Consider the following 21,220-nt stretch of genomic DNA (forward strand, 5'->3'; position numbering starts at 1 on the left):
TGCTCAAGGGAGTGCAGCATGCCTAGGGCGATGGAAATTGTGACCCCGCTGGGGAATGATGTGTTGCTATTCCATCGAATGACGGCACGCGAGGAACTGTCGCGCCTGACTGAGTTCGACATCGATTTGCTGAGCGAAAAAGGCGATATTGCCCCTAACAAGATACTGGGCAAGAATGTCACGGTAAAACTCGAACTGCATGACGACAGCGCCCGCCACTTCAACGGCTATGTGACGCGCTTTCAGCAAGTCGGCTTTCACGGCCGTTACCACGCCTATCAGGCTACAGTTCGCTCCTGGTTGTGGTTCCTGACCCGTACCGCAGATTGCCGCATCTTTCAGGACAAAACCGTTCCGGAAATCATCAAGCAGGTATTTGGCGACCACAGCGTGGCGGACTTCAAGGACGAGCTCACCTATACCTACCGCAAGCGAACCTATTGCGTGCAGTACCGCGAGACTGATTTTGATTTTCTCAGCCGGCTCATGGAACAGGAAGGCATTTATTATTTTTTCACGCACGGGGAAGGGCGGCACACCATGGTGCTCGCCGATGCCTACAGCGCGCATGCGCCGGCCGTGGGGTACGAGACGCTGCAGTACATCGACTCTGAACGGGTGGTGCGTCCTGAACAGGAATACATTAGCCGCTGGTCTTATGCCTGCGAGATTCAACCGGGTAAATACGAGATCGATGATTATGATTTCGAACGGCCTAGCGTCGAGCTTGCGGTGCGCTCTAGGATGGCACGCGAACACGCGCTCGCCGATTATGAAATATACGATTATCCGGGCGCTTATCTTCAAACTGCCGATGGCGACCAGTATGTGGGCGCCCGCATCGACGAGTTGCATGCCCAGTTTGAAATCGCCCGTGGAGAAAGTAACGCGCGCGGCCTGGCATCCGGCTGCCTGTTCAAGCTCACCGGGCAAGCGCGGGCCGATCAGAACCGTGAATACCTGATTCTGGCAGCCAGCTATGCGATGACTTTCAATGAATATGAAACCGGCGACGCGCCAAGCGCAACCTTCACCTGCGGCTTCAGCGCGCTCAACAGCAAACAGCAGTTCAGGCCCCGGCGCATCACAGCCAAACCGATCATGCAAGGTCCGCAGACGGCAGTTGTCGTCGGGCCGGCGGGCGATGAAATTTACACCGACAAATACGGCCGGGTGAAGGTGCAGTTTCATTGGGACCGCTACGGCAAGAAAAATGAAAACAGCTCATGCTGGGTCCGCCCGTCGCATCCCTGGGCCGGCAAGAACTGGGGCATGATTTCGATTCCGCGCATCGGGCAAGAAGTGATCGTGGATTTCCTCGAAGGCGACCCGGACCAGCCGATCATCACCGGCCGGGTGTACAACGCCGAGCAGATGCCGCCCTATGCCTTGCCAGCCAACATGACTCAGACCGGAATCCTGAGCCGTTCTTCCAAAGGAGGCTCCGGCGCCAATGCCAACGAATTGCGCTTTGAAGATAAAAAGGGTTCAGAGCAGGTTTATCTGCATGCGGAGAAAAACCAGGACATCTCGGTCGAGAACGATGAAACGCATTCGGTCGGACACGACCGGACCAAAACCATCGACCATGATGAAACCACGCATGTGAAGCATGACCGCACCGAGACGGTGGACAACAACGAAACCATCACGGTTGGTGTCAATCGCAAGGAAAACGTTGGCGTCAACGAAACAGTGAGTGTGGGCGCCAACCGGTCCGTCTCGGTGGGGGCAAGTGAAACCAAAAAAGTGGCGCTGCAACGTACGCACTTGGTCGGCATCAACGAGACCATCGGCGTCGGCGGCGCGCAGGAGATTGGGATTGGCGCATTCCAGGCCATCGTGGTAGGTGCTTATCAAACGACCAACGTCGGCGGATACCAAAGCAACAATATCGGCGCAGCGCAGTCAACGAATGTCGGTGCGGCTCAATCGACAAAGGTCGCGGCGGCCCGATCGATCAACGTTGGCGCGGCTCAGACCGTGGACATTACGGGCAACGTATCGATGAAGGTGGGCGCGGATGAATCCCGCGCGGTAACGGGTGGCCGGTCAGCGAGTATTGGCAAAGATGATTCACTCAAAGTTACCAATAATTTGGTGATTGATGCGGGCGATTCCGTCACCATCAAGACCGGCAGTGCGAGCATCACGATGAAGAAGGACGGGACGATACATATCAAGGGCAAGGACATCACAGTAGAAGGCTCGGGCAAGATCAATGTCAAGGCGAGCAGCGACATTGTGATGAAGGGCTCAAAAATTCTCCAGAACTAGGCAGCACGGTACTTTGCAGGAGCACGGCATGAGCGAAAAAGACCTGACCGAAGCACAAGCAACCCCCACAATCCCTCCGGCCTCCGTCACCGAACTGTGGAAGGTGCTGGCAAAGCGGCGGGAGACGACGCCGCCGCCCACCGCCCCGCCAATCGGCGTGGTCATTGGTGAACTGATCGGCATCACAAACGCAGGGTGCACCCCCTTAGTCCTTTATCCAGGACAGCTTGGCACCGCAGCAGTTCTGGCGCGCAGCGCTTTGGGTTTGCAGGGCGGCCATATTGGGCGCCAAGTGATTTTGATGTTTGAGGCAGGGGACGCCACCAAGCCCATCATCATGGGGCTGCTTCATGCAGGTGAAGGTTCAACGCTTCCTGACCCACTGGGGCAGGTCGAGGTCGATGCGGACGGGGAACGATTGATGATCACTGCCAATGAGCAACTCGTGCTGCGTTGCGGCAAAGCGAGTATCACTTTAACCAAGGCGGGCAAGGTGCTGATCCGGGGTAGTTATTTGCTGAGCCGGTCATCAGGGGCCAACAGAATCAAGGGCGGATCAGTCCAGATCAATTGAGCCCGCCATGGACCTGATCAACGCCACGCGCATGATCGCCGGCTATACGATGGGATTGGAGCCCTCGGGGCGGGAATGGCTGGTCGTGGTGGTCAAAGGCACATTTTGCTTGCCCAAGACCGGCCAGGCGGTGCAGTTGCTTGACACTGACAACCAATTGCCGCTGATCACTGCGGATACCTTCACTGGCAAGCCCGGTTTTTCGGCGCCGATGGAGGAAGTGGATTTTGCGCCACGCAAGCATCGCTGCGACATTTTGTTACTGGGCAGTGCTCATGCGCCAGCCCATCGGCCTGCCACGCGTGTGCCGGTGGGTTTGCGCATCGGACAGTGGCAAAAAGCGTTCACGGTCGTGGGCAAACGTCGATGGGAGGTGGGCATGACTGGCGTGAGTTCGTCAGCGCCAGAGTCCTTCATCACTCAGCCCTTGTCCTACGATGTCGCCTTCGGCGGACGTGACGACTTTCATGAAAACCCCCAAGAGCACGCGGCGTTCATGCTCAATCCTGTGGGCTGCGGATGGCACAAGCATGTTAAAAACCGCTACATCGATGGGACGCCGATGCCTAATACCGAAGCGCTGGATCAGCCTGTCACTGTGCCTGACGCGCATTACGCACCGATGAGCTTCGGCCCTGTGGGCCGGGGCTGGGCATCGCGATTGCGCTACGCGGGAACCTATGACCAGCACTGGCTGGATAATACCTTTCCTTTTTTGCCCGCCGACTTCAGCGATGCCTATTACCAGGCAGCACCCTTGGATCAGCAAATTAATTACCCTCAAGGGGGAGAAGACGTAGTTTTGGTGAATCTGACCCCAGAAGGTCGAACTACATTTACCTTGCCCTCCCTCGAAGTTCCGGTGGTATTTTTCAAGAAAAAAACAGAACGGAACCTTACCCGCGCGGTACTGGACACCATCGTCATTCACCCGGAGAAAAGGCTGTTGACGCTTACCTGGCGCGCCAGTCTGCCCTTGAAAAAAAACATCTTCGAGGTGACCCAGGTGCTTGCCGGAAAGATGCCACGCGGATGGTGGCGGGCGCGGGAAACTGGAAAACAATGGCATCCGTCGCTGGCACAGCTTGTCCAGACCCGTTGGGCTGCCTCTGAGGAAAAAGAATCATGACCCCATTTCCTCTGGCCGTCACAGGCGTCGGCATGGTCACAGGCGTGGGGCGCAATGCGCCATCGTCCTGCGCTGCCATTCGCTGTGCGATCGATAATTTCACGGATACCCGCTATCGGGACAGTGGCGGCGAATGGATCATGGGCTCCGAGGTTGTCCTGGATGAGCCTTGGCGAGGCCGGACCAAACTGCTCAAAATGGCAGCTTGCGCCATCCAGGAATGCCTCAGCCATCAAGCATTGGATCCTGTGACAACGCCTTTGTTGCTGTGCTTGTCTGAACAGGAGCGCAAAGGCCGTACGATCGGCGATGAACATCAGTTTCTTGTGGCCCTGCAAAATGAATTGGGCATGCGATTTCATGAAGAATCCTGCGTGATTGGGCGGGGTCACATCGCTGTGGCCATTGCGCTGAAGAATGCCCAAAAACTGTTCCAGACCTTCAGGTTGAACCACGTCCTGATTGTGGCTACGGACAGCTTGCTCATGGGGCCGACCTTGGCCTTTTTTGAGGCCAATGACCGGCTTTTGACCAGCAGTAATTTTGATGGCTTCATCCCCGGAGAGGCTGGCGTCGCTTTGGCCCTTGCGCCGGTTCATGCCCGCGAGCACGGTCAGCTGATTTGTGCCGGTTTGGGATTTTCCGTGGAAACAGCGCCTATTCATTCTGACCAGCCTTTGAGAGCTGACGGCTTGACGACCGCCATTCGGGATGCCCTGAACGATGCAGGCTGCGCCATGCACGATATGGATTTCAGAATAACCGATCTGTCAGGCGATCAGTATTACTTTAAAGAAGCCAGCCTGGCATTGCTGCGGTTGCTCAGAACACGCAAGGACGAATTCGATATTTGGCATCCGGCTGATTGTGTTGGCGAAGTCGGTGCGGCCATAGGCCCGGTGATGATCGCTGTCTTGAAAGCGGCCTGTGAAAAGGGCTATGCCAAGGGACGCCATATCCTGGCCCACCTGGGCAATGATGACGGCAAGCGCTCTGGCATGGTGTTTTTCTGGCGCTTGCCAGGAGAAAAATAGTGGCCAACAAGATTTTTGCCAACAGTAGAGAAGTAGCCTGCAAGGCTGGAACTGGCAAGACCATCTGCGCCATGCCGGATGTGTGCTTTACACCGCCTGAAAATCCTGCAACGCCACCCGGCGTCCCTGTGCCTTACCCCAACACCGGCCTGGCTTCGGACACCACGGAAGGCAGCAAGAGCGTCATGATTTCGGGAGAAGAGATCATGTTGAAAAACAAGTCATATTTCAAATCATCTTCAGGCGATGAGGCCGGATGTGCAGCAAAGAAGGGCGTGGTCACCAGCAAAAATACAGGAAAGGTGTATTTCAATGCTTGGTCCATGGATGTGAAATTCGAAGGAGAAAACGTTGATCGGCACCTGGACCTGACTACTAACAACCATGCCTCCATGCCAGGCGATACGCCGCCCTGGCCGTTTATGGACAGCATGGCCATCGACGCTTCCGGAAATTCGGAGGACCCGTGCGCGAACGAAAAAGCGGCAGAGCAGGCCGCCTGTTCCAAGCATGGGAGTGACCGTGGGAAGCAATGCGCTGATCCTGCCTGCAAAAATGCTCAGGCTTGCAAGCTGGTGCCCTACGGCGGTTCCGGTTCACCCAATTGCTGCAAGGGCTCTACCGGTGATCACTTGGTGGAAGCTTCGTCGTTCGCCACCTCGAGAACAGGGGGATCGGCGCTTTTGGGATGCGGTAACTACGACCTGAATAAAGCGCCAACATGTTGTGCGGAAGGGGGGGCATACTCCAAGGACCATGGGTTTTTGAGTGCCCTTCGCGGCGAAGCAAACAGCGCCTGCCCGGTGGCCGACCTGCCTTTGAGTGGAGGAGGGACGTGTTCAGGAAACAGAGCGACCACTTACGCCGCCGCAGCAGAAAACGGTGCTCGTTCTGTCCGGGCCGTGTTCACCCACTGCGAGGAAAAATGCATCCGGGCCCAGTTGGATGACTACCACCACAAGTGCGGCATCAATGACAATACCCCACTAAGAGCCATCACTTACGGTGATGCCATGAAATGGATTCCAAAACTGATGTGACATCGACAGGAACCATCATGAATTTTCTGGATAAATGCTCGGTGCTTCATGGCGTGGCATCGTTGAATAACGATGTCTTTATAGCGGTGATGAATGACAGCCTTGCCGAAGAGCGTGTACAGCACGCTATACCGTTATGGCACCACCACAATGCTTGGTCATCGATTCCTCAAGAGCCCGTCGTGCCTTGGCTTGCCGCAGGTCTTGCCGAGATGGCGCGGCCGGACCATCAAATGGTGATGGTCGGATGGGGCGGGCAAGTCTTGAGTGTGAATAACCAAGCCTGTGCAAGAGAGGGCATTTTGAGACGTGACCAGCAGCCCGTGTCGATCATCCGATCGGTCGCTGCCGTGGATGGCGCGGTGTATACGGCGGGCATGAGGCGCCAGGTTCATAAAAAAACGGACGGCAACGCTTGGCTCGATATCGATCGGGGGCTGGTGTATGGGGGCGAGAATTTCGATATAGGCCTCAATGCCATCGACGGATTTGACCAATCCGAACTGTATGCCGTAGGGCTGGGCGGTGAAATTTGGCAGGGCCATGGCCAAGGCCAAGGCCATCATTGGGAACCCATCGCGTCGCCCACCAACGTGCATTTGCATTCGCTGTGCTGCGGCGATGATGGATTTGTGTATGCCGGTGGCAGGGCTGGTGTCCTGCTTCGCGGAAGATACGATGTCTGGGAAATCCTGGATATCGGAATCACGGAAACCATCTGGGGTGTCAAATGGTTTGAAGCAAGGCTTTACCTGGTCATTGGGTCAGCGCTTTACAGTTGGAATCAGCATGATCTGCTTGCTGTCCGTTATGAGCAGATGGATGCGGCAAACTTTCTGTGCCTTTCATGCTCTGCGGACAGTTTATGGGCTTTTGGCAGAAAAATGATTTTCCAGTACCACGCTAAAACCTGGCGAAGTTTGAGCACTGTCATGGCGGAGAGCGAACTGGACGGTCGTTTGGTGAAATTTTTCAATGACGACGTGATGAAGGAAGGCTCGGATGACTTGATGGTGTGAAATTCAAGTCATCCATGACAGCGAATGATCCGTTGTTATCCAAATGCTGTAGGTTTGCCCATGCCAATTCCTTCTGTCAAAAGTTTGCTGCTCGTCGCCTGCCAGCATGCAGAAGAAGCTGCCAACCTGGGTAATATGCGTCTCAGGCTGGCCAAGGCGCCTCACGTCAAATTGCAGCATTTACGTCGTCTGGACGACCGTCTTGCCGGCCATCTGGATGGTCTGGCCATTGCGGGGGAGTTCGGTTGGAAGCTGTGCGATGCTTCCCTGGACAACCCCGGCGTTGGTGAGATATTTGCCGCTTGTGCGCGCGCTATCGAAGGCCGGGACATGCCCAGGCTTGACAAACTACTGGCGATGGCCGACTCGGTTCCCGAATTACAGCGTGGGCTAACCGCTGCTTTCGGTTGGGTTTCTGCCCAGTTTCTGACCGGCACCATCCAGGCATTGCTTGTTTCGGAGAGCCGGTATCAACGCCAGGTCGGAATCGCTGCTTGTAACATGCACCGGGTCGATCCCGGAAATGCCTTGGTGGCGGCGCTGGAGGATGCAGACCGGTTGCTACGCGCGCGCGGCCTGCGCGTCGCCGGCGAGAGTGGACGGCGCAATTTACTGTCAGCCTGTGCCTGCGCCTTATCCGATCCGGAAGCCGTTTGCCGTTTCTGGTCAGCTCGCTCCGCCGTCCTGTTAGGCGAGCGCGACCAGGCGGTTGATATGCTAGAAGACATGGCACTACACAAAGGCCCGCATCAACTGGATTCCCTTCAGCTGGTGCTCCGGCTTTTCAAACCAGTGCAGTCCCGGGCATTGCTTCAGGTTCTGGCGCAAGACCGGCCGGCCATCCGCACGATGATTCAGGGAATTGGGGCCGCTGGTGATCCTTATTATGTGCCTTGGCTGATACGGCAGATGCTTGAGGAAAAGCTGGCCCGCTTGGCGGGCGAATCATTCTCGCTTATCACTGGGATCGATCTCGCTGATCTCGACCTGGACCGCAAACCGCCAAACACGATGGAGGCTGGGCCCAGCGATGACCCGAACGATATCCAGGTGGAGATGGACGATGACGAAGGCCTTCCTTGGCCTGATCCGCTTGGCATCCAGCGATGGTGGGAGCTCAACAGTCAACGCTTCACGCCAGGCGTCTGCTACTTTATGGGAGAGCCTGTCAATGCACGCAATTGCAAGGTCGTGTTGCGTCATGGTTACCAGCGCCAACGTAGCGCCGCAGCCGACTATCTCAGCCTCCTTGAACCAGGCATCCGTTTGTTTCCAACATGCGCGCCTGCATGGCGGCAGGAACGCTGGCTCAACAAGACGGCCTGATCATCCGCTGACCAAGCTCTGCAGAGCAGAGCAGGGCGTCGCCATTCTGCCCAGCAAACTCGGGTCTGCGCGTCAGTGCAAAACTTCAGGATGTCCGGTTTCGGCTCGGAACAATTTCAACGTATGCGCCATTGGCTTGGGGCCAAATTCATGCCTATACTGAATTTGACTGAAATGCGAATTAACTCCGGGTTCAGTGGTGATGGAATAGCGTAAGAATGGGCTAATCATTCATGATCACGATCAAGATTGCTACTTTCAATAGTCAGCCGTCCGCGCAGCCGGTCCATTGCGAATTTGATGAGATGGGAGGGACGATCGGGCGCGCCGATGGCAATACCTTGGTATTGCCCGATCCCGAGCGGCATGTTTCGCGTACCCATGCGATGATTGTTTTTCGCTCAGGTGGTTACATCCTCCGAGATCTCAGCAGTACGTCGCCAGTTCATGTGAATGGTCAGCCATTGGGCAATGGACGTGAAGCCAAATTGGCTGACGGTGATGAAATCAAGATCGGCAGGTACATGCTTCAGGTGCTGGCCCAAATGCCGAATCCTGCGCAGACTGCACCGCTGCCAAATGCCATGCCCCGGGATGACCCCTTGGCCATGTTCGGTCAGCCAAGCGTCGATCCATTTGCGGACTTGCTGGCGCCCGGGGTACCTGCACCTACGGCGCGCTATCCAGCTGGCGCATACCGGGATCGGAATGCTCCGCTTGGCGGACGACAAACTATTCCAACCGGGTTTGACCCGTTTGCCGATTTGATGGCCCCGCCACCATCGGCTTACCCCTTGAATGACTTGAAAAATCCTGCTCGCCTCCCTGACAATTTCAATTTGGGACTGGAGCCGGCCTCCAGTCACAACATCGATCAGCTTTTCGGTCTGGATAGCAGCAAGAGCGCTGATCCATTTGGTGCAGGTCATCCCCTGAGCGATCCTTCTCGAAGCACTGAGCGTTCCTCAAGTCTGGATCCGTTGGTGGCGATGGGCGCCGCGCCCGTGCCTTCGCCTGCGCCCGGCACGCAGCGCGACGACAGCCCGGAAATCCATGCTGCATTCATTCCTCCCGCAGTATTCTTCAATGAAGGAAAGCCAGCGGCAGTGATGCAACCAAGTTCTACGACGCCACCGACAGACCCGAGCAGCATGCTGTTCTCTTGGAGTTCCCCCAATGACGCCACAGCGGACGGCGATATCAAGTCCGTGATTGTTCCTTCGCCGCGTCAGGCTGCACAGGTCGAACCGCGCAATCAGGTAGCACTGCCGGCTCTCGTTAATCATCAACCTGATCATGCAGCTCGCCCGCAGTCTGCGCCGTCGCCTCAGACCGCGGTATCCAGAATGAATCCTGCATCGCAAGATGAATTACTGAGCGCGTTTCTGGCCGGTGCCGGCGTATCAGACCTCGACATGCATGGGCCGCTGACACCGCAGACGATGAGCATGATCGGCCAGTTGCTGCGCGCATCGACGCAGGGCACACTTGATCTATTGCTGGCGCGCGCATTGATCAAGCGTGAAGTGCGGGCCGAGGTGACGATGATCTTAGCGCGTGAAAACAATCCACTGAAGTTTTCTCCCAACGTGGAAGTCGCCCTGTCTCATTTGCTGGCCCCGCGCGGGCAGGGTTTCATGAGCCCGGTGGTTGCGGTGAAGGATGCGTACGACGATCTCCGTGCCCATCAGTTCGGGTTCATGGCAGGCATGCGCGCGGCACTGGATGGCGTGCTTCGGCGTTTTGACCCGGCGCAACTTGAGCTGCGCCTGACCGACAAAAACATTATTGACTCGATGTTGCCGATGAATCGCAAGGCCAAGCTGTGGAGTCTGTTCATCGAACTGTATTCAGACATCACTAAAGAGGCCCAAGATGATTTCCAATCCTTGTTCGGCAAGGAGTTCTTGCGTGCTTACGAGTCTCAGCTGGAAAAACTTCAAAAACCTGAATGCAATGCGTCAGCTGCTGATAAGACATAAAAAGGGGCAATGCCATGGAGTTCAAGATTTCAGTGTTGTCCAAGCCGGGCGGACGTACGGTCAATCAGGATGCTTATGGCGTATGGTCCAATTCCAGCGCGTGCTTTTGCGTTATTTCAGATGGTGCCGGTGGCCATCCGGGTGGAGAAGTAGCTTCCAAACTTGCCGTTAAACAAGTGTTGAGCTGGTTTTATCAAACGCCTGAGCTTGGCGCACAAGCCTTAGCTGCGGCGCTGAAAGCGGCGAACGACGCCATTGTCGATGAGCAGAAACGTTCTCCGCAAATTTCTGACATGCGTGCTACCGTTCTAGTGCTTGCCGTCGATACCGTGCAGGCAGTGGCAAGATGGGGCCATATTGGCGATACGCGCTTGTATTGTTTTCGTCACCAGCGCATCGTTGTACAGACACGCGATCACAGTGTGGTGCAAAACATGGTGGAGGCTGGGTATCTTGAACCTTGCAATCTTCGTACTGCACCCAGTCGCAATGCTCTACTGGCCGCGCTTGGAGATGCCGACAACTTTGAGCCAAGCATTGAAGCAACAGCGTTTTCGATTCGCGATGGCGACATATTTTTGCTTTGTACCGACGGATTTTGGGAGTACATTGATGAACCAGCTATGGAGCATTTGTTGGCGTCGGCACAGTCTCCCGAAGCGTGGCTTCAGAAACTTGAAAGTCATGTGATCATGAATGGGCGGGCTGATCAGGACAATTACTCCGCTTTGGTTATCTCCTGTACCGGGCCTGATGAGCACACGCTGATGCCGATTGCTCCTTTAAATCCTAAGTAGGCGCCAAAAAACAATGGCTTTGTATCTTTAGATTTTCAAAGAAAGTGACTGGCAGGCTTGGGCGTAAGAATGATTTCTTATACACATGTTCGAATACACTTTTTCGAGGTGGCTTATGAAAGCAATATCATTTTTACTGACGATCCCGTTTGCGGTATTTTCCGCTTCAGCTATTGCGCAGGGCGAGCAAGTGCTTCGTGGAAATCAAATTACTGAATCGGCACTGATTCAAGCCCTTACGCCAGCGCCGGAGTTTGAAGACCCCATTCGCACCCGCAGCATTCGTGTCAATCCCGTCAATGAACCTCGTCCTGCCTCTGCCAAGCCAGCTAAGGCCTCTCTGCTCATTACTTTTGAAACCAACTCTGCCGCATTGACTCCGCGTGCGAAACAATCGCTGGATGTTGTGGGTCAGGCTCTTACTTCCAATAAGCTTGCCGATTTCCGTTTTGCGATCCAGGGGCATGCTGATCCTCGGGGCGACAGCGAATCGAATCTCCGACTTTCCCAGTTGCGAGCCGAATCGGTACGTCAATATTTAGTCCAGAACAATAATATTGAGGATCGGCGTCTGGAAGCGATTGGCCGAGGCGATAAAGAATTATTAAATACATCTAACCCGATTGCACCTGAAAATAGACGAGTAACTATCGTGAATCTGGCTCAATAGATTTCACATGCGTTACTCGGGTTCGTTAGAAATTAGTCTGCAATTGCGACTTAGGTGATGCCTTGTCACTTCCGCATTCAACCGGGGGCAAACCACGTGCCTTAATGTCGCGTTGTTCCGATCCCAATTCAATGTGCTGTACTAATATTAATGGCCTCGTGCCTTTTTTGAGTTCTTTTCTATCTTACTGACCCAAGAGCAATGAATTGTGAATCAGGTGTTTTGTGCTAATCGCATGATGCCGTGGAAGTCTGCCGGAGCGCGTCATTCTTTTGAGACGACCTCGACGTTCACTGTTTTGGCACTCGCTGAACGTGACAGACTGCCTTATGAAGCCTGAGGTTGTGGGTGAAACCTTCCGTGGAAGTGAATCTATTGCTTACTGTAAGAGGGTCTGACACCTATGCCTTCTTGAGCCACAGTTCGTTGCAAATTTTCATAAAGGAGTGGCTGCTTTACAGGACTAAACTGATACGAGAAAACGCTGATGTGTATGGAAACTGCACTTACTGCGCTGATTCCCTAGGGAGGTTTCAATGGTTAAAAATTGGTATCAAGCTTATTGCAGACTGATTGCCGCTTCTACCTTCCGAAGTCATCAGCCATCGTATCGGTTTACGACTGGGCAAACTGATGACCTATATTCTGATCAACCGATATCTAGCAGTTATAAATTTCGTGTTCTTGGGCCCATGCGCCAACGTCTGCGGTCTGCTCAAAACTCAACTTGTCGAATCCTCGTCAGTGCCGCGTTTGGAACATCGGGCATCGCGCAGGCACAGGTTCCACCGGTTATTCCGCCTGCAGGCCGTATCGAGCAAGAAGTTCGGCCTGCGCTTGAACCCATTCGCAGGAGTATCCAGATCGAAGCCCCACGGCCTTCGGACCAGGTACCCGCTGGCGCCGACACCGTTCAGTTCGTTCTGGGATCGGTGGAACTGAAGGGCAATCAGGCACTTTCCATTGAAAACCTGCGTGACTTGTGGGTCGACAGGATCGGCAAGTCAATTACGCTGGCTGATGCCTTCCGCATTGCCGCTGCGATATCGGCTCGCTACCGCGAAGCCGGGTACATCCTGTCCCAAGCGATCGTGCCGCGCCAGGAACTGCTGACCGAGCGCGCTACTCTTCAAATCGAGGTGCTCGAAGGTTACGTGGACCAAGTTACCTTTTCGGGCGCCGACAACCTGAAAGACGCGCTTGCTCCGTACGCGTCGAAAATTACGGCAGAGCGGCCCTTGACCTTAGCGACGCTCGAGCGCAACTTGTTGCTGATGAATGAACTTGCCGGGTTGTCCGTGCGGGCGAACCTGAAAGCTTCCGCCACCCCAGGCGCGACTTCCATGGACCTTTCCCTGGCACGCGATCCCGCAGCATTTTCCGTGTCAGTCCACAACCGCTCGAGCAAGGCCCTTGGCCGCGTTCGAGCCGAAGCCAGCGCTGATATGCGCGGCGTGTTTGGTCACTTTGACCGGCACACCTTTCGATTCATCACCTCAGGGTCGCAACGGCTGAATTATCTTGGCTACGCTGGAGAGCAGCCCATCGGCCATGACGGGCTCAAACTGAACTGGAACGCATCTGCTTCGAAGTCTGAGCCCCAACTCAACATTCCGCTCAACATCGACAGCAACAGCAGCAGTGCGGGGGTTGGTGTTTCGTACCCAGTGATTCGGTCCCGCGCCAGGAATCTGGATGTCAGGGCGCGGTTGGATGCGTCCCACAATTCTTCGAACATCCCTTTGGAAACGCGGGATGACATACGCGCGTTGCGCGCTGGGGCAACGTTGGATTCTCTGGACAGCTTTGGTGGACTGAACATTGCTGACCTGGAAGTATCGAAGGGCCTTTCTGCATTGGGTGCATCACGGCGCGATGACACCCGCTTGTCACGCAACGGACTTGCAGATCCTCAATTCAGCAAGGTGACCTATTACTTGGCCCGGTTGCAGTCCATCACCGGGCCCTGGAGCGTGCTGGTCGCCGCCAGTGGCCAGCACTCCAGAGATGTTCTGGTGACGTCCGAGACATTCGGGCTGGGAGGCGATGTATTCCTGCGCGCGTTTGATCCGTCTGAATTGTTTGGTGACAATGGCATTGCGGGCAAGATCGAACTGCGCTTCGACCTGCCGCAGTCGGCGTTTCGCAGCACGTTTTACGCGTACCACGACGCCGGCAAGGTAAGGTTCAACACACCCAACGACCGGGACCAATCCATCCTTTCCACGGGGGCTGGCGTGCGGTTTTCTGCCGCTCAGGGGGTTCGTGGCTACATCGAAGTTTCCAAACCCCGGCACAAGATTCCCAACAGCACTGGTTCAAATCGTCTGCGCGTCTTCGCGGGCGCGGGCATTGATTTCTAGCCCCCTTGCGACGGCGGGCAGGTAACTTACTTCACTTCCTACCATCATCACTACTAGCGAGGGCCGTCATGAACAAAACCTCATCGCCGAGCTTTACACCCGTGCGTCTTACTCCAGTGGCCGCCGAGATTCGGCGCGCTTTAACCGCAGGCAGCCTTGGTGTGGCGTTGATTGGCGGGCATGGCGTTGTGGTCGGTGCGCCGGCCGGTGGCCAAGTCGTCGCCGGGCAGGCTGCCATCAGCCAGCAAGGCGCCACCACCACGGTGCAGCAGGCTTCTCAGCGGGCTGCGGTGAACTGGAACAGCTTCAGTGTAGGCGCCCAGGAAACGGTTAATTTCCAGCAGCCCAACGCGCAAGCGGCCATCCTCAACCGCGTGGTGGGCGTGGATCCGTCCACCATCCTGGGACGTATCAACGCCAATGGGCAGGTCTACCTCGTCAACCCCAACGGTGTGCTGTTCGGGCGTGGCTCCCAGGTCAATGTCGGCAGCATCCTGGCCAGCACAGCCAATATCAGCAACGCCGATTTCATGGCCGGACGCATGGCGTTCACTGAACCGGGAAAACCCAACGCAACGGTCGTGAACGAGGGCAGTATCACGGTAGCCGATGGGGGATTTGTCGGGCTTGTGGCGCCAGGCGTTCGCAACAGCGGTGTTATTAATGCCAAGCTGGGGCGCGTTACGCTCGGCGGCGCACCGGCGTTCGTGTTGGACCTGCACGGCGACGGCTTGATCAACTTGGTGGTTGACCCGGCGGCGATGCAAACCCTCACCGACGCAAGCGGCAAGCCGCTGGCGTCGTTCGTGGATCAATCAGGCAATATCTCGGCCGAGGGCGGACAGGTGTTCATTACGGTGGCCACCGCCAAGGGACTGGTTGATGGAGTCATCAACGTCGGCGGTGTCGTTCGCGCCACGTCGTTTGAATCCAGGCCCGGCGTGATCTCGCTGCTAGGCGATGCGGGCACCCAGGTAGCGGTGGGCGGCCGGCTGGATGCATCGGGCGCGGACGGCGGCAAGATTGAAGTCACTGGGCGCAAAGTGACACTGGCGGCCGCCTCCCGCCTTGACGCGAGTGGCTCGGCCGGGCGGGGCGGCACGGTTTCCGTCGGCGGCAACTGGCAGGGCCAGGGGCCTCTGATGAATGCCAGCCAGGTCAACGTCGAGCGCGGCGCCGTCATCAGCGCCGGCGGCCTTGCCTCTGGCGGCACGGTCTCGGTGTGGTCCGACGGCCCCACGCTCTTCGAAGGCTCGGTGCAGAACTCAGGCGGCAACGTCGAGGTGTCGGGCAAGGCTCGGCTCATGTTTGACGGAAACGTGCAAGCGGCCAAGCTGCTGCTGGACCCGACCAACCTCACCGTCGCCGCGCAGGGCGCCGATAATGTTACCAACCTTCCTGCTACAGGCGACTCCATCATCGGGGTGGGAACGCTCAACCGCCAACTCGCCCAAGGCACCGCCGTTACCCTGGAGGCCAGCGAGAAGCTGACGGTGGCAAGCCAGATCGATGGGCGTACTGGCACGCCGGGCGGCGCACTAACGTTGCAGGCTGGCAGCATTGCGCTGGAGGCCAACGTGGTTTTGAACGAAGGCAACTTCAGCGCAGTGTCGCGCGGCGATTTGACTCAGGCCGGAGGCACTGGAATTTACACCGGCAGTGGCTCGGTCAACGTCAACGCGGTGGGCAGCGTTCAGTTGCAGCAAGTCGTCAGCACCGGCGCAGTGAGTCTGACAAGTACCGCCGGCCGGGTGGACGTGGCTGCGCCCATCGTTGGGCTGAAGGATGGTGCCGCCTTTCCCCTTGCATCTTTGGATATAAAAGGGGCTGCGGGTGTGAGCATCAACGGAGCATTGGCGGGCGCCGAGGGAATTAACCTCGCCAGCGCAAGCGGGAGCATCACGACCGGCGCGACCGTGCTGCGCTCGGGCGGGCCGGTGACGCTCAATGCTCCCAACGGGCAGGTCAACGTGGGTGCCGGTGGCATCGAGGTTTTGGGCGCTTCGCAAGTCAACCTCAACGGCGGCCAGTCCGTCACCTCTACAGGCACACTGGCCACCAACGGCGGCACTATCCAGATCACTTCGAACGGCGATGTGGTGGTGAATCAGATGGCCACTCGGGCTTCAAACGATGCACCCAGCGGTGGTGTCGATATCAGAAGTACCAGCGGCAATGTTGTCCTGGCGCAGGCGCTTGGAGGACCGAACACCGGCTACTCGACCGTAGCGGAACGCAGCGCGCCTAACACCGACCCTTCGACTTTCAATGCCGGTTACCGGCGCGACCGACGGCCGGAGGTCGGCACCCTTCGCATCCAGGCCGACAACGGCTCTGTCGAAACCAATGGGCTGAACCTGGACGGCAACGACAGCGAAACGGCCACGGCCAACGGCCTACAGGTCGTGGCGGGCCGTCGTCTCATTGTCAATCATCAAGTCGCAGTGAACAAGGGCAACATCGAATTTGTTTCGGCCGGTCTGGGGGATACGGACGGCGTTTATCTCGGTGATAGCGTTTATTCGCGTGGATACGACCGTGTTGATGGGACAAGAGTTGCGAATGGTACTGCCCGCTACATTAACACTGGCAAGACAGCCTATGCGATCACGATCCGTGCAGAGAAAAACATTGCACTGTTCGATAACACGAATGATGTGATCGACTACTACACGCAAGATGTTGATGCTGAGAATCGTGGGCCAGATCCATTATTTCGACCTCCTACGGCTTATCGCCCACCGCAATATTATTACTCTTTAGCGAAAATAGTTGTAGCAAACAATGCGGCCAACTATGCTGGTAGCGAAAAAGACTCACTTGTTCAGCCGGTGGTAAAGCAGCTTCCACTTATTACTTTGGCAGGGACTCTTATTGGTACCTTGCAACCGGCCCAAACCAGCATTCGAGTTGCTGATAATTCCCCTGGTTTGGTGGCCATGTCGAAAACTCCGAATAGCAATCCGCTGGACCCCACAGCTCTTGCTAAAAGAGATGGCGTGGCACTGAAGCTGCTCGCTTACCGATCTGACCGCGACGAATCAACGACTTTAAAAGTCGACGGCTGCGTGCCGACACGTTGTGTGGCGACTACTGATGACGGCAAGACATACATGTTTAGGAAACAGTACGTTTTCGATTCATTGGCTTCCCCGCAATCGTTAGGCATGGGAAGCACGCAGGCCGTGAACGTGTCCGGGCTGCGCATTCGAAGCGAAAGCGAGAACGCCGTGAGTCCACAGCCGGAACTGAGCATCGACACCAAACTCCTCAGCGCGGCGGGCAGCATTAGTGCGAAAGCTCCCATCCCATTCACCGACGCAGACCTAGACCAATATTTAAATGAAATCATGCCTGCTGCAGTGTCAAGATCTGTTGTAAGCACATCTCCCGGACTCGGGGCTGCAGACGGGTCGAGCATCGGCTCGCGCCGTGTGCTGTTCGACGGTGTGATTCAGCGTGGCGGCTTTCAACAAAGAACCGACCAAGCAAGTAATCAGGGCAATTTAGTTGGTGATCTCACTGCGAACAACAACACTTCAACGAATTTTCAACTAATTGGCGGTTTTGCTCCCTTGCCTGCGCCATCCCTGCCTGTCGTGGTCGTGCCGGTTTTGGTCACCCCACCGCCTAGCGTCGTGACTGAGCCAGGCGTTGTTTTGCCTGTAATCGTGACACCTCCTCCGACCGAAACCTTACCTATCATCGTGACGACAACTCAGTCGCCAGACCGCGAAACACAAATCCAGCTCCCCATCAACGTCGGTGAGGTTGCCGTAGGTAGGCGACCCGCCTCCGACGCAGACCTTGGCCGCAGCTCCAGCCTCAGTGGTAGTGCCCGCAATGTGTTCGCGACGCGCTACCGCATTGCTGACACCACAGACTCGGTGCTGTGCGCGCCGGGTGACATTGAGAGCGCTCCTGTCGGCACTGGCGGGATTGCACCAAACGATGAAACGCGCTGCAAATAGTGATGCTGAATCTGGTCGTCCGAGACCGAGCAGTGCGTTTTTTTTTATAGCTTTGGTTTGGTTGGCATCGGGTCACTCGGCTGCTCAAACGGCCGTGCCCCAGCCTCGTGTCACCTACACCATGCACACGGCCGCGATCACCCAGATCCGCGCCACGCCCGATTTCCAGCGCGTCGTTTCCATTGGCAGGGACAAGACAGTCCGGGTCTGGCGCACACAGGACCTCAAGCCGATCCGCGTGATCCCTTTGCCGAGCGAGGATGGCGACGAAGGAGACCCCCGGTCGCTGGCAGTGACGCCCGACGGCAAGGAGGTCATCGTTGCCGGGTTCACCGGCCTGACCTGGCAAAGGAAATCGCAGCTTTATCGCTTCGACCTCGAGACTGGCAGGCTGCTCGAAACGATCCGTGGTTTCAGCGGATCCATCGAATCGCTGGGGATGTCGCGGGACGGCCAGCGCCTTGCGATCGGTACCGCCGCGCAAGGCGCCATGGTCATCGGACTTCCCGGCAAGCAGCAGCTCTTTGCCGACGCGCAGTACGCCGAGCGGGTCACGTTCTCAGACTTTTCGGCCGATGGACTGCTGGCCACAACCTCCGCTGACGGCTGTGTTCGGGTCTATGCGCCGGACGGCAAGATTGTGTTTCGTGCAGAGTGGCCGCCACGTCAAGACAACGCAGCGGCGTGCAAGGGAACGGCGTCCTTGGGAGGCATCCGCTTTTCTCCTGACGGGCAGTGGCTTGCCTTCGGTGTGCAGGACCGTCCCGAGGTCGTGTTGATGGATGCGCGGTCGCTCAAGCTGCACAAGGTCATCAAGGTGGACGATCCCAAGCAGCGGTCACTGTGTTGCATTGCGTGGTCGCCCGACAGCAAACTGCTCTACGTGAATGGAGTGCATGACGGCGGCGAGCCTACGCCGCTCTATCGCATCGCCGACGGGGGCCGGGGCCTCATTGAGCGGATGCCTGTCGGACGCAACCTTTACACCAACATGCTGCCGCTGCCTGATGGCGACATCATCTTTTCCACCGACACCCCCAGCCTGGTACGGGTAAACGGTGCTACCGGGAACCGGTCTGCCGAAACCCTGCCGCCGAATGGCGATTTTCGATCTGTGGAGGGCAGCTTGCGGGTGAGCCGCGACGGCCGCCGGGTCGTGATGCCCATGCAAGCGGATGGTGGTAGCCTGCGGGCCTTCGAGAACGGCAGCACCCTTGATCGGGCGTACCGAAGCGCTTCAGCCGAAGACCAAGCCACGACCCAAACAGCCTTGCGCCAGGGGGGGGCCGTCACTGTCGAGACCGAGACAGGTATCTTCGGCTACAAGCAACCTACTCGCGTCAACGGCCAACCGGTGGCCCTTCGGCCTTTCCAATCGGTCTGGAGTTGGGCGACGCATGCCACCCAGCCCATCGCTGCGATCGGGACTGCGTGGACGGTCCTCGTGGCCGACGCCCAGGGCAAGATCAAGTGGCAACGCTCAATGCAGGCGCCCGCCTACCACGTGGTGATAAGCGATGATGGCAAATGGGTGGTGGCGGCGGTAGGGGACGGTACTATTCGCTGGTTTGCAGCTAACACGGGCATCGAGGCACTCGGGCTGTTTTTGCACACCAATGGAGAGGATTGGGTGTCGTGGCGACCAGACGGTTATTACGCCTCATCGCCCCGCGGCGACGAGTACATCGGCTGGCTTATCAACCGCGGCGATCAACAGACGCCAGACCTCTACCGTGCCGTGCAATTCGAGCGACATCTTTACCGGCCCGACCTGGTGCAACTGGCACTTTCGCCCGGCCAGGAGCGCTCGACACCACAGTCATTGCAAGGCCTTTTTGCCAATCTGGCACCGCCCCGCGTGACGATAGAGCGAATCACCTACAAAGACGGTGAACCCCTGGAGGTTCAGTTCTCCGCCGAGTCCACCGGTCGCCCGATCCAGGAGATCGGCGTTTTCGCAGACGGCATTCCCATGTTGACAAGTACGGAACGCCGCCTGGCCGCAGCCACGCAAGGTCGCGTGACCAGAACCATGCGCTTGCCCGTGGGCACGGCACCCGATACCTTGCGGATCGAGGCAGAAACCGAGATGTCGGTTGGGGTGGATGAGACCACGCCGACCTTGCGCCTCCGGCCACCCACCATACCGCGAGGCAAACTGCGCCTGGTTGCCATCGGTGTCAGTGCTTTTCTGGACAGCCGTAATTGTTCGCCGCAGCGTCCCTGCAACATCAGCATCGACGACCTTCCCAATGCAACCAACGATGCGGAGGTGCTCGCGCAAAAGATGAAGCTCCAGGCTGGCCAGCAATATGATTCTGTCGAAGCGTTTGTGCTGACCGACAATTCCCCCGACAAGCCCACCAAGCACAATATTTTGTCTTATTTGAAGCATCTGGAGGAGGCCGGCCCGAACGACACCACCATCCTTTTCCTGGCGTCCCACGGTTTCTCGCAGAACCGTTCCTCCTCAGAGTATTACCTGACCCCGCGCGATGCCAAACTCAGCGACATCGAAACGGTTCTGGCGCAAACCTCCGCAGAACCGATTCCGGTAAGCAAGACGGCAAGCTTGCTGACTGCCTCCGAAATCTACGCGGCATTCAAACGCGTGGCCGGCCGAAGGATACTGATGATGGACACCTGCCATTCCGGGGCCGCAGACGGGAGGCAAAATCCTTACTCATTGGCCAAACGCAGCGCAGCCGCCCAGATTGCCTTGCTGTCGGCCGCTTCAGGCGACGAACCCTCCTACGAGGCCGTCGGCGCTCCACACGGGGCATTTACCCTGTCTTTGCTGGAAGCGCTCAATGGCAGCGGTGACATGAACCGGGACGGGTTCGTTACGTTGCGCGAGGCCTTTGAATTCGTTCGCCCGCGCATTGCCGCCAACACGCAACGCTTGAACCAGTTGGCGCGGGCCCAAGGATCCGCCACCACCGAAAAAAAGCAGACACCGACGCTTGTTTCGATTCCTGTCATCGAGCAATCGGTCATCACCCGCGTTGGACTTGGCGCCAGATAATTGCACGGGCCTT

Annotated in this window: 13 protein-coding genes; all 13 read left to right on the top strand. The window is 57.0% G+C overall.

From position 1 onward, the window contains the following. The first annotated feature begins 30 nt into the window (after nt 1-30). The 13 genes from EC86_RS0105705 to EC86_RS0105765 all read left to right on the top strand — a co-directional run bounded on the left by EC86_RS0105705 (nt 31) and on the right by EC86_RS0105765 (nt 21,207). Nucleotides 31-2,277, top strand: a complete 2,247-nt coding sequence (locus tag EC86_RS0105705) for a type VI secretion system Vgr family protein (RefSeq protein ID WP_232229806.1) — start codon at nt 31-33, stop codon at nt 2,275-2,277. A 28-nt stretch (nt 2,278-2,305) separates the two neighbouring features. Beyond that, nucleotides 2,306-2,851 (top strand): DUF6484 domain-containing protein, encoded by a 546-nt coding sequence (locus EC86_RS0105710; RefSeq protein WP_232229808.1) that lies wholly within the window; start codon nt 2,306-2,308, stop codon nt 2,849-2,851. 7 nt (nt 2,852-2,858) lie between these two features. Then, nucleotides 2,859-3,980, top strand: a complete 1,122-nt coding sequence (locus EC86_RS0105715) for a DUF2169 family type VI secretion system accessory protein (RefSeq protein ID WP_029524713.1) — start codon at nt 2,859-2,861, stop codon at nt 3,978-3,980. Further along, complete coding sequence (locus EC86_RS0105720) at nt 3,977-5,014, top strand: 3-oxoacyl-ACP synthase (protein WP_029524714.1); 1,038 nt, start codon at nt 3,977-3,979, stop codon at nt 5,012-5,014. The genes EC86_RS0105715 and EC86_RS0105720 overlap by 4 nt, the downstream gene beginning before the upstream one ends. Then, nucleotides 5,014-6,054, top strand: a complete 1,041-nt coding sequence (locus EC86_RS28570; RefSeq protein WP_156955228.1) for a PAAR-like domain-containing protein — start codon at nt 5,014-5,016, stop codon at nt 6,052-6,054. Before EC86_RS0105720 ends, EC86_RS28570 begins: the two co-directional genes overlap by 1 nt. Nucleotides 6,055-6,071: 17 nt before the next feature. Then, nucleotides 6,072-7,073 (top strand): beta propeller repeat protein, encoded by a 1,002-nt coding sequence (locus EC86_RS28575; RefSeq protein WP_051675744.1) that lies wholly within the window; start codon nt 6,072-6,074, stop codon nt 7,071-7,073. Between the two features lie 60 nt (nt 7,074-7,133). Next, nucleotides 7,134-8,399, top strand: coding sequence for a TIGR02270 family protein (locus EC86_RS0105735; RefSeq protein ID WP_029524717.1), 1,266 nt, complete (start codon nt 7,134-7,136; stop codon nt 8,397-8,399). Nucleotides 8,400-8,632: 233 nt separating this feature from the next. Beyond that, on the top strand, nt 8,633-10,381 hold the full coding sequence (tagH, locus tag EC86_RS27575) for a type VI secretion system-associated FHA domain protein TagH (protein WP_084181187.1): 1,749 nt from the start codon (nt 8,633-8,635) through the stop codon (nt 10,379-10,381). A gap of 14 nt (nt 10,382-10,395) precedes the next feature. Continuing rightward, complete coding sequence (locus EC86_RS0105745) at nt 10,396-11,178, top strand: PP2C family protein-serine/threonine phosphatase (RefSeq protein WP_036771883.1); 783 nt, start codon at nt 10,396-10,398, stop codon at nt 11,176-11,178. Between the two features lie 115 nt (nt 11,179-11,293). After that, entirely contained in the window at nt 11,294-11,848 is a 555-nt protein-coding gene (locus EC86_RS27580) for an OmpA family protein (RefSeq protein WP_084181512.1), read from the top strand. 692 nt (nt 11,849-12,540) lie between these two features. Then, a complete protein-coding gene (locus EC86_RS0105755; protein ID WP_029524721.1) occupies nt 12,541-14,211 on the top strand; it encodes a ShlB/FhaC/HecB family hemolysin secretion/activation protein in 1,671 nt (556 codons plus the stop codon). Nucleotides 14,212-14,279: 68 nt separating this feature from the next. Continuing rightward, complete coding sequence (locus EC86_RS0105760) at nt 14,280-18,182, top strand: two-partner secretion domain-containing protein (RefSeq protein ID WP_084181191.1); 3,903 nt, start codon at nt 14,280-14,282, stop codon at nt 18,180-18,182. Next, on the top strand, nt 18,163-21,207 hold the full coding sequence (locus EC86_RS0105765; protein WP_332258642.1) for a hypothetical protein: 3,045 nt from the start codon (nt 18,163-18,165) through the stop codon (nt 21,205-21,207). Before EC86_RS0105760 ends, EC86_RS0105765 begins: the two co-directional genes overlap by 20 nt. The last annotated feature ends 13 nt before the right edge of the window (nt 21,208-21,220 follow it).

The sequence above is a fragment of the Polaromonas glacialis genome (genome assembly GCF_000709345.1).
Classification (GTDB): domain Bacteria; phylum Pseudomonadota; class Gammaproteobacteria; order Burkholderiales; family Burkholderiaceae_C; genus Polaromonas; species Polaromonas glacialis.

Coding starts and splice junctions, on each gene's coding strand:
- EC86_RS0105735 (WP_029524717.1), top strand. CDS start 7,134: ATGCCAATTCCTTCTGTCAAAAGTTTGCTGCTCGTCGCCTGCCAGCAT.
- EC86_RS0105760 (WP_084181191.1), top strand. CDS start 14,280: ATGAACAAAACCTCATCGCCGAGCTTTACACCCGTGCGTCTTACTCCA.
- EC86_RS28575 (WP_051675744.1), top strand. CDS start 6,072: ATGAATTTTCTGGATAAATGCTCGGTGCTTCATGGCGTGGCATCGTTG.
- EC86_RS0105710 (WP_232229808.1), top strand. CDS start 2,306: ATGAGCGAAAAAGACCTGACCGAAGCACAAGCAACCCCCACAATCCCT.
- EC86_RS0105765 (WP_332258642.1), top strand. CDS start 18,163: ATGAAACGCGCTGCAAATAGTGATGCTGAATCTGGTCGTCCGAGACCG.
- EC86_RS0105705 (WP_232229806.1), top strand. CDS start 31: ATGGAAATTGTGACCCCGCTGGGGAATGATGTGTTGCTATTCCATCGA.
- EC86_RS0105720 (WP_029524714.1), top strand. CDS start 3,977: ATGACCCCATTTCCTCTGGCCGTCACAGGCGTCGGCATGGTCACAGGC.
- EC86_RS0105715 (WP_029524713.1), top strand. CDS start 2,859: ATGGACCTGATCAACGCCACGCGCATGATCGCCGGCTATACGATGGGA.
- EC86_RS0105755 (WP_029524721.1), top strand. CDS start 12,541: ATGCGCCAACGTCTGCGGTCTGCTCAAAACTCAACTTGTCGAATCCTC.
- tagH (WP_084181187.1), top strand. CDS start 8,633: ATGATCACGATCAAGATTGCTACTTTCAATAGTCAGCCGTCCGCGCAG.
- EC86_RS0105745 (WP_036771883.1), top strand. CDS start 10,396: ATGGAGTTCAAGATTTCAGTGTTGTCCAAGCCGGGCGGACGTACGGTC.
- EC86_RS27580 (WP_084181512.1), top strand. CDS start 11,294: ATGAAAGCAATATCATTTTTACTGACGATCCCGTTTGCGGTATTTTCC.